The following is a 446-nucleotide window of genomic DNA, read 5'->3' on the forward strand; positions in this document are numbered from 1 at the left end:
CTCGCGTTGCCGCAGGTTCCGCTTTCACTTGGCAATTCGGTACTGGGGACGAAACAAATTGTACAAGATTTGTTTCCCGATCGCTCACTCAGCGTTCGTAAAATCAGCTTCACCTATTCCTTGATGAATCTTGTTAATCCGTTTTTCAGCGGAATTCCAACTTGTCATGGATCGGGGGGAATGGCGGGACATTATGCTTTTGGTGCACGAACAGGTGGATCGGTGATTATCTATGGTTCGATGTATCTGTTGCTGGGACTCTTTTTCAGTTCAGGCTTCGGTCAGATTGTACAGGTGTTCCCCAAACCTATTTTAGGCGTGCTTTTATTATTCGAGTCGCTTGCTTTAATGGGGTTGGTGCGGGATATATCCAACGCCAAATCAGATTGGTTTATCGCTTTGCTTGTCGGACTTATTTGCAGCCTCCTTCCGTATGGTTATCTTAT

General features: G+C 45.7%; 1 protein-coding gene. It reads left to right on the forward strand.

All coding sequences use genetic code 11. The features are described from left to right. A partial coding sequence (locus VF724_RS21375) for a putative sulfate/molybdate transporter (RefSeq protein ID WP_371756250.1) occupies window positions 1-446 on the forward strand: 446 nt, incomplete at both ends.

Origin of the sequence: Ferviditalea candida, from assembly GCF_035282765.1 — a bacterium.
Taxonomy (GTDB): domain Bacteria; phylum Bacillota; class Bacilli; order Paenibacillales; family KCTC-25726; genus Ferviditalea; species Ferviditalea candida.